Origin of the sequence: Rhodococcus sp. MEB032, from assembly GCF_030208925.1 — a bacterium.
GTDB lineage: Bacteria > Actinomycetota > Actinomycetes > Mycobacteriales > Mycobacteriaceae > Rhodococcus_F > Rhodococcus_F qingshengii.
Genome location: NZ_JARVSY010000055.1, coordinates 112,560 through 128,365 on the forward strand (window position 1 = coordinate 112,560; position 15,806 = coordinate 128,365).

Annotated in this window: 17 protein-coding genes; 8 read left to right on the top strand and 9 right to left on the bottom strand. The window is 60.9% G+C overall.

Translation table 11 applies throughout. The features are described 5' to 3' along the window. Positions 1–16 precede the first annotated feature (16 nt). Together QRN54_RS32680 and QRN54_RS32685 are read left to right on the top strand one after the other, a co-directional pair. On the top strand, positions 17–499 hold the full coding sequence (locus QRN54_RS32680) for a hypothetical protein (RefSeq protein ID WP_003941346.1): 483 nt from the start codon (positions 17–19) through the stop codon (positions 497–499). 212 nt (positions 500–711) lie between these two features. Beyond that, positions 712–2,058, top strand: a complete 1,347-nt coding sequence (locus QRN54_RS32685; RefSeq protein WP_007726081.1) for a T3SS (YopN, CesT) and YbjN peptide-binding chaperone 1 — start codon at positions 712–714, stop codon at positions 2,056–2,058. A 21-nt stretch (positions 2,059–2,079) separates the two neighbouring features. Here QRN54_RS32685 and QRN54_RS32690 read toward each other — a convergent pair whose 3' ends face one another. The 3 genes from QRN54_RS32690 to QRN54_RS32700 all read right to left on the bottom strand — a co-directional run bounded on the left by QRN54_RS32690 (position 2,080) and on the right by QRN54_RS32700 (position 5,924). Then, complete coding sequence (locus QRN54_RS32690) at positions 2,080–3,447, bottom strand: acetamidase/formamidase family protein (protein ID WP_161121639.1); 1,368 nt, start codon at positions 3,445–3,447, stop codon at positions 2,080–2,082. A gap of 113 nt (positions 3,448–3,560) precedes the next feature. Then, positions 3,561–4,679 (bottom strand): methyltransferase, encoded by a 1,119-nt coding sequence (locus QRN54_RS32695; protein WP_030536822.1) that lies wholly within the window; start codon positions 4,677–4,679, stop codon positions 3,561–3,563. 129 nt (positions 4,680–4,808) lie between these two features. Next, positions 4,809–5,924 (bottom strand): Glu/Leu/Phe/Val family dehydrogenase, encoded by a 1,116-nt coding sequence (locus tag QRN54_RS32700; protein WP_060938982.1) that lies wholly within the window; start codon positions 5,922–5,924, stop codon positions 4,809–4,811. Between the two features lie 219 nt (positions 5,925–6,143). On the opposite strand from QRN54_RS32700, the gene QRN54_RS32705 reads away from it, so the two are divergent. Together QRN54_RS32705 and QRN54_RS32710 are read left to right on the top strand one after the other, a co-directional pair. Next, complete coding sequence (locus QRN54_RS32705) at positions 6,144–6,656, top strand: Lrp/AsnC family transcriptional regulator (RefSeq protein ID WP_003941343.1); 513 nt, start codon at positions 6,144–6,146, stop codon at positions 6,654–6,656. A gap of 46 nt (positions 6,657–6,702) precedes the next feature. Continuing rightward, a complete protein-coding gene (locus QRN54_RS32710) occupies positions 6,703–7,164 on the top strand; it encodes a 6,7-dimethyl-8-ribityllumazine synthase (protein ID WP_003941401.1) in 462 nt (153 codons plus the stop codon). A 56-nt stretch (positions 7,165–7,220) separates the two neighbouring features. Here QRN54_RS32710 and QRN54_RS32715 read toward each other — a convergent pair whose 3' ends face one another. Together QRN54_RS32715 and QRN54_RS32720 are read right to left on the bottom strand one after the other, a co-directional pair. Next, positions 7,221–7,427 (bottom strand): hypothetical protein, encoded by a 207-nt coding sequence (locus QRN54_RS32715; protein ID WP_285184003.1) that lies wholly within the window; start codon positions 7,425–7,427, stop codon positions 7,221–7,223. A gap of 128 nt (positions 7,428–7,555) precedes the next feature. Further along, entirely contained in the window at positions 7,556–8,083 is a 528-nt protein-coding gene (locus QRN54_RS32720) for a DUF3558 domain-containing protein (RefSeq protein WP_308190172.1), read from the bottom strand. A 180-nt stretch (positions 8,084–8,263) separates the two neighbouring features. Between QRN54_RS32720 and QRN54_RS32725 the strand changes: the two genes are divergently transcribed. The 3 genes from QRN54_RS32725 (at position 8,264) to QRN54_RS32735 (ending at position 11,810) form a co-directional block, all read left to right on the top strand. Then, a complete protein-coding gene (locus tag QRN54_RS32725; protein WP_019749255.1) occupies positions 8,264–9,940 on the top strand; it encodes an NAD(P)/FAD-dependent oxidoreductase in 1,677 nt (558 codons plus the stop codon). Between the two features lie 9 nt (positions 9,941–9,949). Then, positions 9,950–11,386: an ATP-binding protein gene (locus QRN54_RS32730; RefSeq protein WP_003941311.1), complete on the top strand. Its 1,437-nt coding sequence runs from the start codon at positions 9,950–9,952 to the stop codon at positions 11,384–11,386. 70 nt (positions 11,387–11,456) lie between these two features. Next, the gene (locus tag QRN54_RS32735; protein WP_003941317.1) at positions 11,457–11,810 is read left to right on the top strand and encodes a UBP-type zinc finger domain-containing protein; all 354 of its coding nucleotides are present in this window, start codon (positions 11,457–11,459) and stop codon (positions 11,808–11,810) included. Position 11,811: 1 nt separating this feature from the next. Here the strand turns inward: QRN54_RS32735 and QRN54_RS32740 are convergent, their stop codons facing one another. Both QRN54_RS32740 and QRN54_RS32745 read right to left on the bottom strand, forming a co-directional pair. Then, positions 11,812–12,138 carry a hypothetical protein gene (locus QRN54_RS32740; protein WP_007726060.1) on the bottom strand — a complete coding sequence of 109 codons (327 nt, stop codon included), beginning with the start codon at positions 12,136–12,138 and terminating at the stop codon, positions 11,812–11,814. 41 nt (positions 12,139–12,179) lie between these two features. Next, positions 12,180–12,686 (bottom strand): DUF3558 family protein, encoded by a 507-nt coding sequence (locus tag QRN54_RS32745; RefSeq protein WP_007726058.1) that lies wholly within the window; start codon positions 12,684–12,686, stop codon positions 12,180–12,182. Positions 12,687–12,850: 164 nt separating this feature from the next. On the opposite strand from QRN54_RS32745, the gene QRN54_RS32750 reads away from it, so the two are divergent. Continuing rightward, positions 12,851–13,906, top strand: coding sequence for a 2,3-butanediol dehydrogenase (locus QRN54_RS32750; protein WP_003941279.1), 1,056 nt, complete (start codon positions 12,851–12,853; stop codon positions 13,904–13,906). Here the strand turns inward: QRN54_RS32750 and QRN54_RS32755 are convergent. Continuing rightward, complete coding sequence (locus tag QRN54_RS32755) at positions 13,896–14,219, bottom strand: 4Fe-4S dicluster domain-containing protein (RefSeq protein ID WP_007726052.1); 324 nt, start codon at positions 14,217–14,219, stop codon at positions 13,896–13,898. The two genes, QRN54_RS32750 and QRN54_RS32755, sit on opposite strands and share 11 nt — an antisense overlap. Continuing rightward, on the bottom strand, positions 14,216–15,805 hold the full coding sequence (locus tag QRN54_RS32760) for an FAD-dependent oxidoreductase (RefSeq protein WP_007726050.1): 1,590 nt from the start codon (positions 15,803–15,805) through the stop codon (positions 14,216–14,218). Before QRN54_RS32760 ends, QRN54_RS32755 begins: the two co-directional genes overlap by 4 nt. Position 15,806: the final 1 nt, after the last annotated feature.

Genomic DNA, 15,806 nt, shown 5'->3' on the forward strand with positions numbered 1-15,806 from the left:
CGAAGGACAGGTGTGCATGAAAGACAGAACAGTCATGATCGGCGCTGTCGCAGTGGCCGCTCTTTCTCTGACATCAGGCCTCGTTTTCGGCGGAGCAGCCGGCGCATTCGGTGCCGGCGGCCCTGTGGTGAAGCCTCCCACTCTGGTCTCGTCGGTTTCCGTGGAGTCCGTCGCCGGGATCGAACCGGCCGCGTTCTACAGCTCGGTTGCAGTCCCCACGGTTGTCATCCCGCCGACGCCGACCTGGCGAATCGCCGACGAGACGACCGCTCCTCGCAATCAGCCGCTTGTGGTGACCGCGACAAGCACGAGCTCCGCCACCTCGACTACGACGGCCACCAGTACGACAACACCCGTCTCATCCACCACAACTGCGTCGGCTACCGCGACCTCGTCACCGACCGCGACGGCCACAACCACCAAGACCAGCACCACCCCCGTTGTCACGACCGGGTCCACGCCGCCCGTCGTCGAGGTCTCGCCCGTTCTCGCCGGATAACCCTCGCTCTTTCGCCCGCATACCCCCTGCGGTGACGGCGGTTACAGGCACACTTCAGTCGCCGCTCTCGAATAACCGATCTACCTGCAACTACCTTCCTCGCCGTCACGGTTCGTGGTCCGCTGCAATCCGGTCGACCGGAAAAGGACAGCAGCATTGTCGGAGCCTCGCGATACCGTATAGGTCTGAGCTTTTGCGGAAGGAGGTGGCTGATGAGCGCAATGGGCTTCGATCTCGATGTCAGTGTCGACCGGGCGTGGGCAGAATTTCAACGTCGCCTCGGCGATCACATTTCCATCATGGTCGACGGCGACGTTCTTGCCGTGGAATCGTCCACCGGCGACTTCGATCCAGCTGACGGCGCAGCGCCATGCGTTCAGTTCCTCGTGTGGGACGAGAACACAGTCCGCTGCGAGGTTCCTTCCAACGACTTCCTTCATCCGCGCTATCGACTCGAAGATGCCGACGAACAAAAGTTGATCGCACTCGGCTGGAATCCGCCTTCCGAGAATCTGGAGGATCCGAACAACTCCCCCGCCTTCTGCGTCGACAAGGCGCAGAACTGGGCCGATCAGCTCGCAGCGATGACTGTCGCTGCATTCCGTGATGTGTTCGGTGTGCACCACCCGGCTTTTCTATCCAGCGATCTCACCGGCAACGAGCAGACTCCGGATTTCGATCCGTCGGTCGTCGAGTCGACAGAACTTCCGACACTCGACCCCACCGCGGCCTACATGCCCAACGACATCGACCACCTCAAGGAGTTGGTCACTCTCGCTTTGCTTCCCATGCTCGGCACTCTTCCCGAGCGAGACAGTGACGGCGACATACCCATTCGTGTCGGTTCGACTGTCATGTTCGTCGGTCCACTTTCCGAGTCCATGGACGTGCAGTTGTTCTCGCCGCTCGTTCAGGACATCAGCAACCGCACCCGTGCAGCCGAGGTCATCGCCGATCTCAACCGCAAGTGGTCGCGCATCAAGTTCGTCTTGATCGACGACCGTCTGTCGGTGTTCCTCGAGGTGGCGGGTTCGCCATTCGTTCCCAAGCAACTCACCGATACGTGCGCCGCCCTGACGTCGTTCCTGCGTACCGTGGACGACGAGTTCGCCGCACGCGTCGGCGGAGACCTCTTCTTCGCGAGCAAGAGCGGTGACTCCTCCTCGCTGCAGCCCGATCTGACGGCCGAGGACCTGCCTCCCGAACTCGAGACCCTGCTGCACCTCGATCTGGACGTGGCCGAGGATCTCGACGCGGTAGCCGATGTCTGTGGTCGTGATCGCGATCTGATTCTTCAGCTCCTCCACATCAGCAACGAATGGCAGATTCAGCTGCGTAGTCAGGCTGTGGACGCCCACAGTCGCGGAGACGCCGAAGAGGCTGCGGGATACGAGGATCAGGTCGGCGGGTGGGAACTCATGGTCGACCGTCTTCGCGGGGCTTTGCGATTGGTGGTCCTGCCCAATTCTCGAACCGAGACGCCGGCAAAGCCGCAACCTGAGCAGATGGGCCTGTTTGCCGATCCCTTGCAACAGAGCCTCTTCGACGATCCGTCCTGACAACACGGATCGCCTTTCCCGCTATTCGAAGTGGGATTTGAAGATCTGTCCGTGGACGCCAACGGTTCGATCGACAACCTGCGAGACCGTGAAATCGGCTGCGGCAGAAAGATAGGCGTAGGCCGTCGCTCGATCCATTCCGCGATCATGCTCGAGGAAGTCGAGCGCGTTGACCACCGCGCGCCGCATGGCGCCGTTGAGGTCACTGTTCTGCCCATCGACCGAACCGTTGGGGTCGGACAGGCCGATCGGAATCCAGGCCTCCTCGGTCTCGGCGAACGGGTATCCGAAAGCCACCGATGGAGCGTCACCGGAATCCTTCTTGCACACGCTGAGTCGGAACGTGCCGCGCAGCGATCCTTCCATCGCCGTCAGCGCCGCCTCACCGTCACCCATGGCCATGTGGGGGTCACCGACGTAGAAGAGGGCGCCGTCAGCGAATACCGGCAAATAGAAGGTTGATCCGACACCGAGATGCCTGATGTCGATGTTTCCGCCGCCCAGGGTCGGAGGAATGGAGTTCGACGACGGGGATGTCGGGTCTGCATCCGCAGAATAGGCAACTCCCATCATTCCCATGAAGGGCCGCAGGGGAAACCGCACCTTCGACTGTCCGAAAGGCATCACGCCCTTGCCGTCTTCGATCGCCGTGAAAGTGGAAACACCGCCGTACTTCAACGGGTCCTTTGTTGCGCGCCCGTCTGTGGCGACCGGCGGCATGACTTCGTCCAGAGTGATTCCCGCTGGAGCGGTTCCGTCTGCTGTGACGGCGAGAGCGCCCTTGCCGTGTCTGCTCGACACAACGCCGTACGGCACGCGGGGAATGGCTTCGAGAGTCTCGATCTTGAGTACGTCTCCAGGCTGGGCGCCTTCGACGAAGACCGGGCCGGTGACGACGTGCGGTCCGTCCTTGTCGAAGTTTCGTTCGGTTCGGTTGTATTCGGCCGCAACGGCAATCGCATCCTCGAGCACGTCCTTCTCGGAAACGCCTTTGCTACCGAAGTATTCGAGAGGATTGCGCCCTTGATCCTCGAGAATTCCCTCGTGCGAGAGGGCGTCGATCGTGACGGTCTGGCCCGACTTCATCCGCATCACCTCGCGGGTGTGGATGTTGGGCACATAACCCCACATGACGTCCGACGGATCCGAACTCAGATAGTGATCGCCACTGACGTTTCCGCTGCCCGGTTGCAAAATCGGAATGCCATCGGCGAACGGTAGTGCAGAGGAGGACGATCCAGCCGGCAACGCGTTCGAGTGCGCGCATCCCGAAGCCACACCGGCAACTCCTACGCCCGCACCGAGGGCAGCGACTGCCCTCATGAATCCGCGTCGGCCAAGACCTTTCGTCAGGTCTTCGGCTGCGTTGCGGGCAAGAGTGTATTCCATCGAGATTCCTCCGGAGTGCGTGACGATGTGCGACTGCGAAGAAAGCTAGACCCGATTTGTTACTCGTTCATTACCATTTCATGGCAAGGAAATACCGCTGACTGAGAATGAATTCAGCGACGGCGAAGCCGCCAGAGCGAGGTCGTCTCTCGTGCCCGGGCAGCGTGAAGCGCATCGGTTCGGTCACTGACCTTTGCGTGCGTCGGTTTGACGTCCATGCGATCGACAACAGTGAGCCCACCGGCCGCAATCAGATCGTGCAGTTCGGATCGCGTTCGGAGACCGAGGTGTTCGGCAATGTCCGAGAGGATCAGCCACGCTTCTCCCCCGTCGTCCAGATGCGCTGCGACACCAGTCAGGAAGCCCTTCAGCATCGCTCCAGCGGGGTCGTAGACGGCGTATTCGATGGGCGAGGTGGCCTTGGCCGGAATCCAGGGAGGATTGCAGACCACCAACGGAGCGGTGCCTTCGGGAAAGAGGTCTGCTTCCACGACATTCACCTGATCGCCGTAGCCAAGCCGCGAGAGGTTGCTACGAGCGCATTGCAGTGCCCGGGGGTCCTGGTCGGTGGCCGTCACCGTCTGAACTCCACGCCGCGCCAGGACGGCAGCAAGAACGCCGGTGCCGGTGCCGATGTCGAAAGCCGATTCCGTCGACGGCAGTGGCGCAGACGCGACAAGATCGACATACTCCCCGCGGACGGGTGAGAACACTCCGAAGGCGGGATGCACTCGTGCGTCGAGAGCCTCGATGAAAACACCTTTGCGGTGCCACTCGTGAGCGCCGATCGCGCCGAGGATGTCACGCAACGAGCGAACCGAAGGCTCACCGGTAATCCCGAAAGCTTCGGTCAACGCGACTTGCGCGTCCGGGGCTCGCCGGAGTGGAATCGACAGATCTGCATCCAAGGGAATGAGCAGCATGCCGAGGATCTGCGCGCGGCGTCCTTGGGTCTGCCGGTGGAGATGGAAGGCTTTGGCTGGGTCGTCGGACGCTTGGCGCGGCTTGCGGTCGATGCGCGACGCGACGGCCTTCGACAGTTGGCGAGCGTTCTGAAAATCTCCGCGCCACAACAACGCCGTGCCTTCGCATGCCAAGCGATAGGCGTCGTCGGCCTTCATCGTGTCGTCGGCGACAACGATGCGCTTGGGCACCGGGGCGTTGCTCGTCGAACCCCAACGGGCCGATTGCTCGACGTCGTTCTCGGTCCACACTGCGAATTGTTCAGTCATGTAAGCCCTTCCGGCGTCCGACGCATAGCGGCCGGTCTACCGGCTGATGTGGTCCAGATCTGCAAAATCTGCTCGTCTGGTGTCCACACTAGTCGGGACCGGCCGCGCTACATGACTGCGAGAGGGATGTCAGCCCTTGGCTACGCGAGCTGCCTCGGCGATCCGAGCCTCGGCGACCGCGTCAGCAGCCTCGCCGGCGAGGATTCCGTCGTTCTTCGACTTCGCGAAGATCTCGGTGACCGTGTCGAAGATCTTCTCGACCTTGAGCTTGACCTCTTCGGCCGAGTTGCCCTTCAGCTCGCCGGCAACCTGGATGAGGCCGCCGCCGTTGGCGACGTAATCGGGGGTCCAGGTGATGCCGCGGTCGCGGAGGATGTTCTCGACCTCGGGCACGGTGAGCTGGTTGTTGGCAGCGCCGCAGACAACCTCGGCCTTGATCGAGCGTGCGGTCGTGTCGGTGAGTGTTGCGCCCATCGCACACGGTGCGTAAACGTCGAGATCAGCGTCGATGATGCTGTCGACGATGCTCACCTGCGGGAAGTCCGCCTTGACGCGATCGAGCGCTCCGGCGTTGACGTCAGTCGCCAACACGGTTGCGCCGTCTGCGAGGAGAAGCTTGATCAGCTCGTAGCCGACCTTGCCTGTGCCCTCGACACCAACAGTCTTGCCTGCGAGCGACGGAGTGCCCCAATGCGACTGTGCCGCGGCGCGCATCGACTGGAATACGCCGAGGGCCGTCATCGGAGCGCTGTCGCCGGAACCGCCGACTGTAGCGTTGCGGCCGACGACGAAGTCGGTGTTACGACCGATGATGTCAAGATCGTTGGAGTTGGTTCCGACATCACCAGCGGTGATGTAGCGGCCGCCGAGGGTCTGGACGAATTTTGCGTAGGCGCCGAGCAATTCGTCGGTCTTGGCCGTTGCGGGGTCGCCGATGATGACTGCCTTGCCGCCGCCGAGGTCCACGCCGGCAACCGCAGCCTTGTAGGTCATTCCGCGCGAGAGACGCAAAACGTCTGTGACTGCGGCGGATTCGTCGGAGTACGGGTAGAAGCGCGTTCCGCCGAGCGCGGGGCCGAGCGTCGTGGAGTGGATGGCGACGATGGCCTTGAGGCCGCTCGCGGGATCCTGGAAGAAGCTCACCTGCTCGTGGGGGTAATCGCGCAGGTAGTCGGCGCGATCAAACACGCCCGCAGTGTCGTCATGGGAAACAACGGAGTTCACGGGCTCGGCGGTGAGAGTCATTGTGGGATAGACCTTTCCGAAGGATTAACGGGGCGCAGTCGAAATATTGGGACGAATTGGCCATTGGGTACTATTGGGGACAAATAACCCAAAGAGAATCCCGCTGAGCAATTCGTGGAACCAATGCTCTGCCTGAGTTACGATTTGGTCAATGCAAATCTCTTGAACTAGTCAATTCGATCATCCAGTGACTCAAATCACTGAGGAGAGGTTCACAAAGTGCTCAGCATCGACAAGCTCGACGTCCAGTTGCTCGGACTGCTCAGCAAGGACTCGAGGATGAGTGTGGCCGAGTTGGCCAACTCGTTGGGCGTCGCCCGCAACACCGTCCAGTCGCGAATGAAGCGCATGGAATCCAACGGACTTCTCACCGGGTTTCGGCCGAATCTCAATCTCCCCGAGGTCGGTATCCCGATTCAGGCATTTGTCGGTCTGGAGCTCGAGCAGGGCAAGATCAGCGCAGTGGCCCGCAGTCTGACCGAGTTGCCCGAGGTGATCGAAATTCACGCCACAACCGGTCGCGAGGATTTGCTCGTTCGCGTCGCCACCTCGACGCACGCGGCCCTGCAGAAGTTGGCCGAGCAGATCGTGTCACTTCCAGGCGTCACGCATTCCACCACGACCATCGCTCTGACCAATCCCCTTCCGTATCGAATTCAGCCTCTCCTCGAGCACCTCACCAATGACGCCGGCTGGGGTCGTTCGACTGCCTTCCCCCGCCAGCAGGACTAGGACGGGTGGTCGCGTCGATGCTTCCCGGTGCGCTAGTTTCATGGTTATGAGTGAGATCCAGGGACAGCGCATCGCGTTCATTCAGGCGACGTGGCATCGCAACATCGTCGACCGTGCACGCGACGGATTCACCGACGCGATCGTCGAGCTCGGCTACCCCAAGGACACGGTTGATTTCTTCGAGGTACCGGGAGCTTTCGAGATCCCGCTGCATGCTCGACGGTTGGCCAAGACCGGCCGCTACCAGGCGATCGTCGCCGCAGGTCTGGTCGTCGACGGCGGTATCTACCGTCATGACTTCGTGGCGACGGCTGTCATCGACGGTCTGATGCGCGTGCAGCTCGACACCGACGTTCCGGTCTTCTCGGTGGTTTTGACGCCGCATCACTTCCACGAGCACGCCGAGCACGTCGACTACTTCAGCACGCATTTCGTGAAGAAGGGCGCCGAGGCTGCTCGCGCGGTCGACGCCACCGTCAAGTCGTTGAAGGCCCTGCCCACCAGCTAGTCGTTACCCAAGTCTCGCTGAGTCGAATGCCATCGACTCAGCGAGATTTTTTGTGTCTATCGAGGGGTGTCGACGCTCGCCAGTGCAGAGGCATTCGAGTCGTCGACTTCGCCGTAGCCGTCGACGCATTGCTGGAAGAAGTCCCGCATCTCGGTGACCACCTGGATGTGGCTGGTCAACGACTTCTCCAACGAATCTTCACCATCCTTAGCTTTCTTGGAGAATTTCGCGGCGAGGTCCTGCCCTGACTTGAGGGTTCCCATCCCCTTCACGTCTCCGATTCGCTCACACATGAGTACCATCGCTCGCAGTTCGTCGAGAAACGAATTGCAAGCGCATACAATGGGTTTCGCAACATCGGGCTCGACAATCACAAGCCCCCTCGCCGTGCTCACCGCGGGAGGTTCCCGTCGAGGTGTTCTGCGACGTCTGCAACCAATTCACACGCCGACTCTTGGTGCGTGACCCCGGCCTTTGCTTCGACATTTACCCACACCGAACCCTGCGTTGCCGCAAAAGCCACGTAGCACCCATCGGCTGCTGCATCGCTTCCTCGCTGGAACCGGATACCCGCGCGATCGCCAATAGTCATTTCAACAAACTCCGCATATTCCGGGTTTCGGGTCACTTCAATCTGGGTGTATCGGTTGGAGAGAACTGACACGAAGAACCACGTTCCCGTCCATGAGCAAATTCTCCATCCAGGCTGCTCAACTCCCGCGATATCAACTTCCTCGGTAGCCGGATCAAGCCCCACTTCTTCCAACACCGAGTCCGGAATGTCCTTGCACGGATCGAACAATCCCTCTTGGCCGGATGCAGGCTCAGCCGCCCCCTCCACGACTGAGCTGCATCCTGCCGCAGCCCACACCAACACCCCAGCCATGAGCAGTCGCCCAACCCCCACCGACCCCCGCATGACACCCCCTGTTGATGTGGACCCACTGTATTGGATGCACCGGAGGCTCGATCGGTTCCCGCAATCACGAAATTCCCAGTTCAGGTTCGCCGGTTCACTCAGAGCGCATCTTCAGCGATTGACGCTCAGCTCAGCAGTCGCATACTGGAGAGGTTGACTACGACTTCGGGAAGGCACCGAGTGAGCGCACCGAAAGCCCCGGCCAAACCAGCGATCCTCAGCGTCGACGACGATCCTGGTGTTTCGCGTGCCGTCGTTCGAGACCTTCGCAAACGGTACGGAGAGAAGTACCGAATCATTCGTGCGGAGTCCGGCGACCAGGCTCTCGAAACCTTGCGTGAAATGAAACTTCGCGGCGATGCAGTCGCTGTGATCGTCGCCGATTACCGCATGCCCGGTTTGAGTGGAATCGAGTTCCTCGAACAGGCAATGGACCTGTATCCCGTAGCTCGTCGCGTTCTCCTCACCGCGTACGCCGACACCGATGCTGCGATCGACGCCATCAACGTCGTCGACCTCGACCACTACCTCCTCAAGCCTTGGGATCCGCCGGAAGAGAAGCTGTACCCCGTCATCGATGCGCTGCTCGATGCCTGGGCAAGTTCGAGTCATCACCCCGCCGAGGAAACCAAGGTGATCGGCCATCGTTGGTCCGAGCGATCATCCGACGTCCGAGAGTTCTTGGCACGCAACCAACTTGCCTATCGCTGGTACATGTCAGACGAGCCGGAAGGCCAACGACTGCTCTCGGCTGCCGGTACCGACGAACTGCGGCTTCCCGTCGTCATCGCATCCAATGGGGATGTCCTTGTCGAGCCCACTGACGCCGAACTCGCCGACAAACTCGGGTTGAGTACCACCCTCTCCGAAGACTTTTACGATCTCGTTGTCATCGGCGGCGGCCCTGCGGGTCTGGGCGCTGCTCTGTACGGCGCTTCGGAGGGACTTCGGACGGTCCTCATCGAACGGCGGGCGACTGGCGGTCAGGCCGGCCAGAGTTCACGAATCGAGAACTACCTCGGCTTCCCCGACGGAGTGTCCGGCGCACAGTTGGCCGATCGGGCGAGGCGCCAGGCAACCAAGTTCGGCGCCGAGGTCATCACCGCGCGAGACGTCACCGGTTTGGAAATCAACGGCTCGGCCCGCACAGTGCGTTTCGACGACGGTTCGTCGGTCGACGCCCATTCGGTCATCTTGGCGACCGGTGTTTCCTATCGCCAGCTTTCGGCGCCGGGACTCGATACATACACCGGCCGAGGGGTCTACTACGGATCGGCCGTCACCGAAGCCGCTCGGTGCAGCGAGCAGGATGTGTACATAGTCGGCGGCGCCAATTCGGCAGGGCAAGCTGCGGTCTATCTCTCCCGCGGAGCTAGGTCCGTCACCATTCTCATTCGCGGCAACTCGCTCGAAGCCTCGATGTCCTACTACCTGATTCAGCAGATCGAAAAGAATCCGAAGATCACCGTGCGCACGTGCACGGAGGTAGTCGGCGCTGAGGGTGACGATCACCTCGAACGAATTACACTGCGTAACAGAGCCACCGGAGAAGAAGACACTGTCGATGCTCAGTGGTTGTTCATCTTCATCGGTGCCGCTCCCCTGACCGACTGGCTCGGAGACGTGGTGGTCCGCGACGGAAATGGCTTCGTTCTTGCCGGCCCGGACCTTCCGTCCGAAGGCGTCACACCGGACGGGTGGCCGCTCGACCGCGCACCACATCATCTCGAAACCAGTGTCCCCGGAGTGTTTGTCGCCGGGGACGTACACGCCGAATCGGCCAAGCGCGTCGCGTCGGCCGTCGGAGAGGGCGCGATGGCCGTGATGTTCGTCCACCGCTATCTCGCTCAACAATAGGGAGATTCGATGTCCATTCCTGAATGCAGCCCAGACTTGCTCCGCACCCTGTTCCTGTTCGAGAAGCTCACCGACGATCAGCTCGAATCACTCTGCCAGGCAGGCCATATCACCGAAATCGATCGAGGTCAGGTCTACCTCGAAGGTGAGCCTGCCACCTGCTTCTACGTCCTCATCGAGGGCGAGGTGGTGCTGTCCAAGCTGTCGGGCGGCGAAGACATCGAGATCAACAGGACCACCCAGCGCGGCGTCTACTCGGGAGGATGGACGGCGTATCTCGGCGATCGGGTACCGCAGGTGTACGCCGGTTCGATGCGGGTGACGACGCCCTCGACGTTTTTCGTCCTGGACGCCGACAAATTCGGCAATGCGATGCGCGAGTGGTTTCCGATGGCGGTACATCTACTCGAGGGTGTCTTCTTCGGCAAGAAGAACACCCAGCAGATCATCGACCAACGAGAACGACTGCTGGCGCTTGGATCACTGTCGGCGGGATTGACTCACGAGCTCAATAATCCCGCAGCCGCAGCAGTTCGAGCGACCGCGTCTTTGCGCGAGCGTGTCGCAGGCATGCGTCACAAACTGGGAATGGTTGCATCGGGCACCTACGACCGCGATGCCCTCGTCACTCTCATGCGACTTCAAGAGGAAGTTGCAGAGGTTGTCGCCAAGGCGCCGACGCTCACCCCCCTCGAAGCCTCCGATCGGGAGGATTCGTTGGGTGAATGGTTCGAGGATCATTCGATTCGAGAAGGTTGGGACCTGGCTCCGACCTTCGTGCAGGCTGGACTCGACACCGCTTGGCTCGAGAACGTTGCTGCAGCCGTTGACGAGTCCGTACTCGAAGGCGCAATTCGCTGGCTGAATTACACCATCGAATCCGAACTCCTGATGAACGAGATCGCCGACTCCACAACGAGGATTTCGACTCTCGTCGGTGCAGCCAAACAGTATTCTCAGATGGACCGCGCACCCTTCCAGACCATCGATGTCCACGAATTGCTTGACAGCACGTTGATCATGTTGGGGCAAAAGATCGGAAGCGGAATCGAAGTCGTCAAGGAGTACGACCTTGCGTTGCCTCCGATCGACGCCTACGCCGCCGAACTCAATCAGGTGTGGACCAACCTGATCGACAATGCGGTGTCTGCCATGGACGGATCGGGAACACTCACCGTTCGGACAAGCCGCGATGGCGACCGCGTGTGCATCGAGATCTGCGACACCGGCGCCGGGATTCCCGATGACGTCATCGACAGGATCTTCGAACCCTTCTTCACGACTAAGCCTGTCGGTGAGGGAACCGGTCTCGGCCTTGATATTTCATGGCGAATTGTGGTCGGCAAGCATCGTGGTGAGCTGCGGGTCACGTCGGAGCCCGGTAACACCCGGTTCAGAGTTTTGTTGCCAATCGCGGGCCCACCGCGGGATACGCGCGACGACTAGTCGCCCTTGCACGGCCGGTAGGCAAAGCGCACGATGAAATGACCGACTTCAGTCAGCGAGAGGGTGGACCATGACCGACGGACTTCCAGCGGGGATCGATCCGAGCGTGCCGCCTAGTGGCGCGGGATGCGTTGAATGCGATGCGAGCGGCGGTTGGTGGGTGCACCTGCGTCGATGCGCGCAATGCGGTCACGTGGGGTGTTGCGACTCCTCACCGTCACAGCACGCAAGCAAGCATGCGGCCTCGACAAAGCATCCGTTCATGCAGAGCTACGAACCCGGTGAGGATTGGTTCTGGAGCTTCGAAACCAACGAGGCGTACGACGGACCTGAATTGGCGGCGCCCACTTCACATCCCGTAGATCAGCCGACGCCGGGACCTAAGGGTCGTGTCCCAGCCGATTGGCAGCAACACATCCACTGACTCAGTTCGGTTGGTCGATCGACCTCAAAGTCGAGACGTTCGACGACTCCTGATCCAATGCGTTGTCGATGCAGGCTTGAAACTGAGCCTGCATTGCCTCCACGACCGCGATATGACTCGCCAACACATCGACGAGCGCATCCGGGCCGCCAACCGCCTTTTCCTCGAACTTAACCTGCAGTGCCCGGGCGGATCCGAGAGTGCCGAAGCCTCCCACTTGCCCGAGATAGTTCGCATCGTCCGACAGTGACCTGAACAGCGAAATTAGATCATCACACGCCTTCGCCAGATCCTCTGCGACCCTCTTCTCCAGATACAAACCGGACATCACATACTCCAATTCACTACGAGTCGAATCTCTTCCGAGCGTTATTCGGGAAGCAGCGGTAACACGGTCAGACCTACCCGCTCAACCAGTTCACACGAAGTTTCGGGGCGCTGGTCACCGACTTTCGCACCCACTCGAATCATCGCCGTGGACTGAGCAGTCGCGAAGGCGATATTGCACGCGGTGTCCGCCTTGTCATTGTGTTCCTGGAACATCAGGACCTCTCGGCCGGCAAGTTGAATTCGATGTAGATCGCGCATCACCGGATTTGCTTCGACGTCCGCAAGCGAGTGTGTTGTGGAAGTCAGACGGAGGAAGAACCAAGATCCTTCCCATTTGCATATATTGAACCCATCGATATGGGTGTTGACTATGTCAACCTCTTTTGTTGCCGGGTCAACTCCGACTCTCTCCAATTCCTCATTGCCGAGAACCTCACACGGATCAAACATCCCAATCACATCGACAGGGAAAGCCTCGCCCTCGACCGTCGAGGAACAACCCCCAACCAACAGCGCGGCCGCGACCAGGACCACTGCAACCCTCACTCCCACAGCACTCCCCCTCGTTCGCGACCCGCTCACAGTATTGGACGCTCCCCAGCACCGATCGGTTCCACCCCATTGCATTCCGTTGCAACCCTTCACCCACGCCGATAATCGGCCTAACGTCGATCTACCAGGGGATTCACAACGAAGTGAGGTGCGGATCAATGAAGGCAGCACGGTTCCACGGGCAGAAAGACATCCGGATCGAAGAGATCCCTGAGCCCGAATTGCGGCCAGGAACAGTCAAGCTGAAGGTCGCATGGTGCGGAATCTGCGGCACCGATCTCCACGAGTACCTCGAGGGACCGATCTTCATCTCCGCACCGGGCCACCCGCATCCACTCTCACACGAGAATGCGCCGGTCACGATGGGCCACGAGTTCTCCGGCACCGTCGAAGAGGTCGGCGAAGGTGTCACGGACGTCGAGGTCGGTGAAAATGTTGTCGTCGAGCCGTACTTCGTCTGCAACGAGTGCGCCCCGTGCAAGGCGGGCAACTACCACCTGTGTACGAAGATGGGGTTCATCGGCTTGGCCGGCGGCGGTGGCGGACTCAGCGAGAAGGTCGTCGTCGACCGTCGCTGGATCCACAAGATCGGCAACATCCCGCTCGACGAGGCAGCTCTCATCGAACCGTTGAGCGTCGCCCATCACGCCGTCGTACGCAGTGGAGCCGAAAGCGGCAACGTCGCCATCGTGGGCGGAGCCGGACCGATCGGACTCCTCGTTGCGGCAGTCCTCAAGGGTCTGGGTGTCACGACGATCGTCACCGAACTCAGCGAGGCCCGCAAAGCCAAGGCCCTCTCCAGTGGAGTCGCCGACTACGTCATCGATCCCACCACCGAAGACGTCAAAGCGCGCGTCCTCGAACTCAGCGGAGGCATCGGCGCAGACATCGGTTTCGAGTGCGCAGGCGTCAACGCAGTACTCGACACCATGCTCGACACGGTCAGGCCTGCTGGAGTTGTTGTCAACGTGTCGATTTGGGGCAAGCCCGCGACCATTGACATGCAGAAGCTGGTCCTCAAGGAAATCGACCTACGCGGAACCATCGCGTACGTACGCGACCATGAAGCGGTCATCAAGATGGTCCAGGACGGTGTCGTCGATCTGGCGCCATTCATCACCGGTCGTATTCAGCTCGAAGAATTGATCTCCGAAGGATTCACCACTCTGATCGAGCACAACGACACTGCAGTCAAGATTCTCGTCAGGTCGTAACCGGACGGGGCACCTCCGGGCCCACCGCAGTCAGGGACCCAGGTGCCCGCCCTTTGCCCCATCCGATCTTCTCTCGGTAGCGGCCGATGTGATCGTCCTCGATCACATCGGCCGTTTCCAACGGCGTGGATTGCGGATGCACATACAGCGCATCCGTCGGGCAATATGCCTCACACATGAAGCAGGTCTGGCAATCCGATTGGCGCGCAATCACCGGGACGCCCGACGGCGTCCGATCGAAAACATCTGTAGGACAAACGTCTACGCACTTGTCGCAACCGATGCAGTCAGGCGCGGACACCAGCTCGATCATGACGCCACCAATGCAGACCCGACAGGTTCCGACGTTCGGGTCCACACCGAATCCAAACCTCCGGTGAGAACGTGATGATGCTGCGTTCCATCGAGTTCGGGATAATCGTCACGCTTGCTCATTCCCCGAGTCTCGGTCCGCGCCAACGTCGAGTGGTACATCCAGCGACCGACGGCCGTGATCGCGGCAGCCTGCCGCGCCGCCATCCGACCTGCTGGATCCGCGCCCAGATCCGCACTCACTGCACCCCACAGCGATTCGAGCTCACCGAGCGCTGCGGATACTCGATCACCGCTGCGGAGGTAGTTCTTGTCGAAGGGAATCAGCTGCGCCTGAGCAGCTTTCACCACATCGTCGGCAGCAAACCCGGTTCGTACCGGATTACGCAATCCGACGGTTCCGGCTCCGCGAAGACCACTGGTAGACCCACGTCCGACCGACAGCGCATAGCGCGCAGCACCGCTTCCCGCCCACGAACCAGAAGACATCGCCCACGCGGCGTTGTGACTTCCCCCGCCGGTAAACCCTCCGCAGATTCGCTCGCGGGTCGCAGCGTCCCCGGCGGCAAACAGTCCTGGAACGGATGACGCGCAATCGTCATCGACGACGTTGATTCCCCCAGTGCCGCGCACCGTGCCTTCAGCGAGCATGCCGACCTCGAATTTGTCGGTGAAGGGATCGATTCCGCGGCGATCGAATTGCAGGAAGAAGTTGGGTTGCCCCAGCCTCATTCGACGCTGCACCTCAGCGTCGGCCCGATCGATCTGCGCGAAGACCGGCTCGTTCCGCAACGTGCTGGCGATGACGGACCTCCCCTTCGCCGAACCGGCACCTTCGAGCACGCTTCCGTCTGCGTGAAAGAACGTCGCGTACGCGTAGTAAGCCGTCTTGGTGATCGTCGATCCGGCCGCTGCGATTCCGTACGCGTTGGAGAACTCCATCCCAGAGAACTCCGCTCCGACTTCGGCCGCCATCAATGCACCGTCACCGGTATCGACGTTGGTACCCAACGCACCGGACAGAAACGCACAACCTCCACTGGCGACCACTACCGCGCCTGCCGAGACTCGGTAATCCTGTTGCTCGTGGCGTTGGTAGCCCGCCGCTCCGCGAACTCGCCCGGCGTCGTCCACCAACAACTCCAGCGCCGGCGAATGATCGAGGATCCGCACACCGGTTCGACGAATCCAGGTGCGCATCCGTCGCATGTACTCAGGCCCCTGCAAGCCGGTGCGGATCTGCTTGCCCGTGCTGGAGTCGACGGGGAACGGATATCTGCCCTCCACCGCGAGGAGATCCATGTTGGAGTATGTCTGCTCGAGGACGCGGTCCATCCAATGGTGGTCGGCAAGATATCCGCCGAGCGCCTCACGACCGGCCTTTGCCCGCTCACGGGCAGTCGTATCCGGTTCGACGTACCAAACACCCGTTCCGGAGGGGGCCGTTGCGCCGCTCGTTCCGCAGTAGCCCTTGTCGACCAGGACGACGTCTGCACCGGCCTTGGCCGCGCGCAACGCTGCCCACGCGCCGGCGGGGCCACCACCGATCACCAATACATCGGTGGAGAGTTCGAGGACGTCCGTCACT

What these genes read in the sequence shown, in the direction of transcription:
- QRN54_RS32755 (WP_007726052.1), bottom strand. Translation starts at nt 14,219, where the DNA reads ATGATCGAGCTGGTGTCCGCGCCTGACTGCATCGGTTGCGACAAGTGC.
- QRN54_RS32695 (WP_030536822.1), bottom strand. Translation starts at nt 4,679, where the DNA reads ATGACTGAACAATTCGCAGTGTGGACCGAGAACGACGTCGAGCAATCG.
- QRN54_RS32710 (WP_003941401.1), top strand. Translation starts at nt 6,703, where the DNA reads ATGAGTGAGATCCAGGGACAGCGCATCGCGTTCATTCAGGCGACGTGG.
- QRN54_RS32690 (WP_161121639.1), bottom strand. Translation starts at nt 3,447, where the DNA reads ATGGAATACACTCTTGCCCGCAACGCAGCCGAAGACCTGACGAAAGGT.
- QRN54_RS32735 (WP_003941317.1), top strand. Translation starts at nt 11,457, where the DNA reads ATGACCGACGGACTTCCAGCGGGGATCGATCCGAGCGTGCCGCCTAGT.
- QRN54_RS32750 (WP_003941279.1), top strand. Translation starts at nt 12,851, where the DNA reads ATGAAGGCAGCACGGTTCCACGGGCAGAAAGACATCCGGATCGAAGAG.
- QRN54_RS32740 (WP_007726060.1), bottom strand. Translation starts at nt 12,138, where the DNA reads ATGTCCGGTTTGTATCTGGAGAAGAGGGTCGCAGAGGATCTGGCGAAG.
- QRN54_RS32680 (WP_003941346.1), top strand. Translation starts at nt 17, where the DNA reads ATGAAAGACAGAACAGTCATGATCGGCGCTGTCGCAGTGGCCGCTCTT.
- QRN54_RS32720 (WP_308190172.1), bottom strand. Translation starts at nt 8,083, where the DNA reads ATGCGGGGGTCGGTGGGGGTTGGGCGACTGCTCATGGCTGGGGTGTTG.
- QRN54_RS32715 (WP_285184003.1), bottom strand. Translation starts at nt 7,427, where the DNA reads ATGGGAACCCTCAAGTCAGGGCAGGACCTCGCCGCGAAATTCTCCAAG.
- QRN54_RS32700 (WP_060938982.1), bottom strand. Translation starts at nt 5,924, where the DNA reads ATGACTCTCACCGCCGAGCCCGTGAACTCCGTTGTTTCCCATGACGAC.
- QRN54_RS32685 (WP_007726081.1), top strand. Translation starts at nt 712, where the DNA reads ATGAGCGCAATGGGCTTCGATCTCGATGTCAGTGTCGACCGGGCGTGG.
- QRN54_RS32730 (WP_003941311.1), top strand. Translation starts at nt 9,950, where the DNA reads ATGTCCATTCCTGAATGCAGCCCAGACTTGCTCCGCACCCTGTTCCTG.